The organism is Mycobacterium sp., from assembly GCF_050701675.1.
Taxonomy (GTDB): Bacteria; Actinomycetota; Actinomycetes; order Mycobacteriales; family Mycobacteriaceae; genus Mycobacterium.
In genome coordinates this window covers 1-5409 of record NZ_JBOGDD010000901.1, presented here as the reverse complement: position 1 = coordinate 5409, position 5409 = coordinate 1, and the positions used below count along the sequence as shown (strand labels likewise).

Sequence of the window (5409 nt, the reverse complement as noted above, 5' to 3'; positions counted from 1 at the left end):
GAATCGGGCACCCACGCGGGTGCCCGATTCTCGTTGGCGACCGAACACCCAACGGGACGTCAAAGCGGTATGGGTGCGGCATGCACGCAATTGATCGGCGCCCCGCCAGACTTGACCTACTCGTGGGTTCACGAGCATCGCAGCATGCCTGAGCCGCCGGACCGCGAGCCTGTCGGTGGCGGTGCTCGCTCCAATGCAAACGGGTTCACCGTAGTTCTTGCAGTCCGCGCGCTACCTCGAACCGCTAACGCGGGCAGAAGTTTTGACAGTCAAGTGACTGTGTTCTGGCTCCCAGTCTCCGAACGGAATCGATTACCATGTTCCGCAACCCACGCATCGGCGTCCAACTCTGGCCTGGCGGAAGTCCCAGCTACCCGGTGTGGCGAAGGGCGGTCCTTGATGCCGAATCACTGGGCGCTGACGCCATTTTCGGTTACGACCACTTCCACAAGCCGTTTCTTCACGTGAGCAACGGCAAACGCCAGCTACACGCCGAGCAGCCAGACGTCGACAACTTCGAGGCCTGGACTGCCCTCGCGAGCTGGGGTGAGATCACCACCCAACCCGATATCGGGGTGCTGGTCACCGGGATGGGCTACCGCAACCCCGACTTGCTGGCCGACATGGCCCGTACCGTCGATCACATCAGCGGGGGACGCCTCATCCTCGGCGTAGGTTCGGGCTGGTATGAGAAGGACTACCGCGTATACGGATATGACTATCCGTCACTAGCGGAACGCATGCGAACGGAGGACTTTGCCGCTGGTGGCTCGCCACGCTGACATCTGGCACAGCTTCGACTCACTTGCTGAACTCCGCCGCAAGGACGCCATCGTCAAGCGCCTGGCTGAACGAGCCGACCGCGACCTCGAAGGCGTAACTATCGTTCTCGTGACACACGCTGTCCGAAACTTCGTGCCATTGCTCGAGGAACGGCAGCGCGTTGGTCGCGGAAAGCGGATCATGCGGTTCGGTGCGTCGACGAGCCGCAGTGGATTCAGCGTACCGAAATGTACGTATTGATCTGCATCGCAGACGAATTCGGCGTGCGACCCGAAGGCAAAGGGTCCGGTCACGGTCATGGTCGTTTTGATCACTTCGCGTAATATGGGCTGGAAAGCCCATTCTTGACAAACTCTTCGACGCTGTCTAGGAGGCAGGGAGATGACGGTATTGCATCGAGTGACCAGAATTGCGATGTGCGTGTTGGTGAGCGTGGTGGCTGCGTCGTTATGCGCCGCAGTTGCACCGCAGGCTCAGGCGACGCCCACGATCGGGGCCAGCGCTGTAACGCTTTCGAAGCAGACCACCGGAGGCAAGGAGTACATCGTCTCCGACATCACGCTCGCGCCGGGCGGCAGTACCGGATGGCACACCCACCGCGGCGAGATCTACGGAATAGTCAAGGCTGGCGAACTGACTCACTACTCAGCCGATTGCAAGCAAGACGGACTCTACGATGTCGGTGACCCGATCGCCGACCCCACGGGTGCGGATCACGTTCACCTGGCTAGGAACCTTGGTACGGTGCCGGTGATCCTCGAAGTGACCTACGTCGACCCGGCGGGCGCCCCGACCGCCGACAGTGTTGCCAACCCGGGATGCGACTTCGAATAGCCGAGACCTGGTTCGGCTGGGCGTCGGGGTTACTCGTCGCCGCTCTTGCCCGACGCGGATGACGCAGCCCTGCTGACCGAGACGTGGGATGCGTCGTGCGACGGCTTCGATGCCACGGCATTACCGCCCCCGAAGCCGTTGTGCCCCGGTTGATGTGACTTAGCACCTGCCGACGTGTGGCCGGAGGCACCCGAGGATTCGTGTTGACTCCGATCGTCTGTGGAGCTGGGCTTGCTCGTGGACGATGCTCCGTCACCATGGCTATCGGTCGATCGCGACTGTCCGGCGGTGTGTCCATCATCGGACTGGGCGCCGGGCTTCCCCGTAGACGGGGAGTCAGATGACGCACCTTCCGTCGGCGCCTTCGCTGGATCCGCCGAATCCGTCGAGGTGGAAGCAGCGGAGGTGGATGCGGCCCCCGACGCCGACGAGGTGGTGCCGTCGGATGTCGGTGATGACGTGTCCTTGCTGCCGTTGGTGGGAACGACGAGGACGGCGCCGGTTGCCAGGCACGCGATTCTGGGAGTGAATGAACGTCGAGCAACGAGGGACACGGAAGATCTCCATTCAGCGGGGGGAACGAGAAGAAGTTACTCCTTGGTAAGGGCCTCCGTTCGCCAAAATGGGAGGTGCCGATAAGTGCGACTGCATCACCCCATGAATTTGGCGAATGGTGCGTCGAGGAACTCTCAGCGATGCCGTCGGCGACGAATGATTGTCCTGGTCAACGGATCTCGTGGGCTCACCGTTGCGTGATCCCAGCGTCGGTTCAACCGACGCCGCTGGGAAGCTTGCATTCGCAACCGAGGCGGCGGCCGGCGGCTGGCGACGTGGACACCACGTCGTTGCGTCTCTCGGAGAAGTCGAGGGGTCCTGCGTCAAGATCTATCGGTCATGTTGTCGTTTGGGGCTATTCAGCTGTCATCGGCCTCAACGACGGGAACGCCCGGGGTGTGACAATGGGAATCACTTGGGTCGCGCTTCGAGCCGGGCGATGCCCGACATTGATTCCCGTTAATCGACCTCGAGAGGGTGGCGCGGCCTCATCATTCGTGCATAATGGGTTGTTCAACCCATGCATGTATGGGCGGGCCGCGGTCAGACGTGGCAGCCGGCGGCCGAGAAGGTCGGCCTGCTCGATCGAGAGGAGTCAGTCATGGCAGTTGTGCACCACCGATATGCCACCGTTGACGGTCATCGACTGTTCTATCGGGAGGCCGGCGACGCCGATGCGCCCGTGATCGTGCTGCTGCACGGCTTTCCCACCAGCTCGCACATGTTCCGCCACCTCATTCCGGCGTTGGCGCACGACTACCACGTGATTGCACCGGACCACTTGGGTTTCGGCCTCTCCGATGCACCGTCGGCAGACGACTTCGCCTATACCTTCGACGCCCTGACCCAACTCACCGCGGGATTGCTGGAAAACCTGGGGATCGGCTCCTACGCGCTCTACGTCCAGGACTACGGTGCTCCGATCGGTTGGCGGCTTGCGCTGTCCCGGCCCGATGCCGTCAGCGCGATCGTCAGCCAGAACGGCAACGCCTATGACGCTGGGTTCGTCGAGGGCTTCTGGAAGACGATCTGGGCCTACCACCAGGCGCCAAGCGCGGAGACAGAAGCGCCGGTTCGCGCCTTCCTGACGCTGGAGGCCACCCGTTGGCAGTACGTGACCGGCGTGCCCGATGAGACCTTGGTCGACCCGGATGCCTGGCTTCACGACTACGCGTTGTTGTCTCGGCCGGGGAACGACGAGATTCAACTCGCGCTGTTTCGCGACTATGCGACCAACCCGCCGATGTACCCGGCCGTGCAGGAGTACTTCCGCAGCACCAACGTTCCGCTCTTGGCGGTGTGGGGAAGGGGTGACGAGATCTTCGGGCCCGCCGGTGCCGAAGCCTTCGCGGCGGATCTGCCCGATGCCGAGATCCACCTTCTCGAGGGTGGGCACTTCCTGCTCGAGTCGGCGGTGGACGAGGTGACCGCGCTCATCCTGAAGTTCCTCTCCCACCAGCTACGAGGCGGGTGACGCCAACGACCGCAAGCCAAGCCAGTCAGTCGCCTTGCCTTCGAAAATCCTGAAATGGGGCGCTACCGCCCAGAATGTGAGATCGGAGGTATTCTCATGCCCAAATGGTCAAAGCGGACGGATCCGGCTCACGCGCCTTCACGGCCAAGGGACTCGCCACCCGCGAGCGGATCCTGCGGTCGGCGGCGAACGTGTTGCTCGCCGAGGGCTTGTCGGGTTTCAGCATGGACAGGGTGCGACAAGAGGCCTCCGTCAGCGGATCGCAGATCACTCACTACTTCGTCGACAGACAGGATCTGATCCGCGCAGTGGTAGAGCGCCAGATCCAAGGGGTGCTGGAGTTTCATCGACAACCCAAGGTGGGTGGACTCGACACCTTCGAGGATTGGGAGCGATGGATCGATCTCAACATGCGCTATCTGCGCAAGATCGGCTATCGGGGTACGGCTACCTACCACACACTGGTTGGTCAACTGGCGAAATACGATGAAACCACCCGCAAGACCTTCGCCGACGGATACTGGCGCTGGGTAACGCTTCTCGAAGACTCATTCGCCCGGATGAAGAGCCGCGGCATCCTGGTCAAATCCGCGCAGCCCCGTGACCTTGCCCTGGTAGTGGTGTGTCTGCATCAGGGAGCCGGGATCTTGAGCTATGCCTACCGGGAAGAGTGGCCACTGGCCGAAGTCACGCGCTTCGCCGTCAACTACCTTCGCCTGTTCGCCGCAGACCCTGCCGAACGCCCGCCCCGGCGGCCGCGTCGGACGCGCAAACGGCGAGACTTCGGTACGCAGACCGCTACCGCGGAGCCACGGTTCACCCCCAAGGGTTTGGCCACCCGGGCGCGCATCGTCGAAGGTGCCGCCGAGTTGATGTACGAGCGCGGTGTCAGCGGCACCAGCCTCGACAACGTCCGCGAGGCCGCCGGGGTCAGTGGTTCGCAGATCTCGCACTACTTCGCCGACAAGCAGGATCTCACCCGGCAAGTGGTCGAGGCGCGTACCGATTTCGTCGTCGCGTTTCACAACCAGCCCAAGTTGGCTCACCTGGACAGCCTTCACGCGCTGCGGGCGTGGGCTGACGAGTGTTGGAAACAAGCGGGTCCGGACTATTTGCGAAGTGGTTGTGTGTACGGCTCGTTGACCGGCGAACTCCTGGAGGCCGACGACTCGGTTCTCGACGTTCTAGCCGCCGGATACGACCGCTGGCTCGCCCTGTTCGAAGACGGCCTGTGCGCGATGCGAGAGCGCGGTGATCTGATACCCGAAGCCGATCCTCGCCATCTTGCGGTCGCGCTGGTTGCCGCGCACCAGGGTGGCGCGATGGTGACTCACGTGACCAAGTCCCCTGAGCCGTTCGGTGACGTAGTCGACGCCTCTCTCGACTACGTCGCGTCGTTTGCAACGACGGCCGCTAGGCGGGCCACCAAATCCGGATCGCGATCGACGAGGACTTCCTGACCGGATTGCCAGTGGTGTTGCGAAACCCGTAACTACCTCTTGAGCACGCGGTATGGACAATATGGGTGAGATAGCCCAGAATAATGGGAGTCGAAACCCAGATCGTAGAGTTCTGCGCGATTGGGGCTGCCGCACGGGATCCATGCGGGCGGGATTGAGCTCGACGGCGGGGTCGCCGATCCCGGCACGAATCCCGAAAGTCCCTGATCTAGAGAGGAAGTCGTGACGATGAATGTTCCAGCACCAACCTTGGACACCGGGTCGGAACGGGCGGCGGGCCACGACTATGACGTCGTGGTGCTC

The 5409-nt window shown here is 62.5% G+C and carries 3 protein-coding genes and 1 pseudogene; all 4 read left to right on the top strand.

What is annotated here, in order from left to right; all coding sequences use genetic code 11:
- Positions 1–317: 317 nt before the first annotated feature.
- Positions 318–867: pseudogene (locus ACRDUX_RS27300) on the top strand (LLM class flavin-dependent oxidoreductase); the annotation flags it as partial.
- A 297-nt stretch (positions 868–1164) separates the two neighbouring features.
- Positions 1165–1617 carry a cupin domain-containing protein gene (locus ACRDUX_RS27295; protein ID WP_526418376.1) on the top strand — a complete coding sequence of 151 codons (453 nt, stop codon included), beginning with the start codon at positions 1165–1167 and terminating at the stop codon, positions 1615–1617.
- Positions 1618–2773: 1156 nt separating this feature from the next.
- Positions 2774–3646 carry an alpha/beta fold hydrolase gene (locus ACRDUX_RS27290; protein WP_526418374.1) on the top strand — a complete coding sequence of 291 codons (873 nt, stop codon included), beginning with the start codon at positions 2774–2776 and terminating at the stop codon, positions 3644–3646.
- Between the two features lie 104 nt (positions 3647–3750).
- On the top strand, positions 3751–5106 hold the full coding sequence (locus tag ACRDUX_RS27285) for a TetR/AcrR family transcriptional regulator (protein ID WP_526418372.1): 1356 nt from the start codon (positions 3751–3753) through the stop codon (positions 5104–5106).
- Positions 5107–5409 lie beyond the last annotated feature (303 nt).

What these genes read in the sequence shown, in the direction of transcription:
- ACRDUX_RS27285 (WP_526418372.1), top strand. Translation starts at nt 3,751, where the DNA reads ATGGTCAAAGCGGACGGATCCGGCTCACGCGCCTTCACGGCCAAGGGA.
- ACRDUX_RS27290 (WP_526418374.1), top strand. Translation starts at nt 2,774, where the DNA reads ATGGCAGTTGTGCACCACCGATATGCCACCGTTGACGGTCATCGACTG.
- ACRDUX_RS27295 (WP_526418376.1), top strand. Translation starts at nt 1,165, where the DNA reads ATGACGGTATTGCATCGAGTGACCAGAATTGCGATGTGCGTGTTGGTG.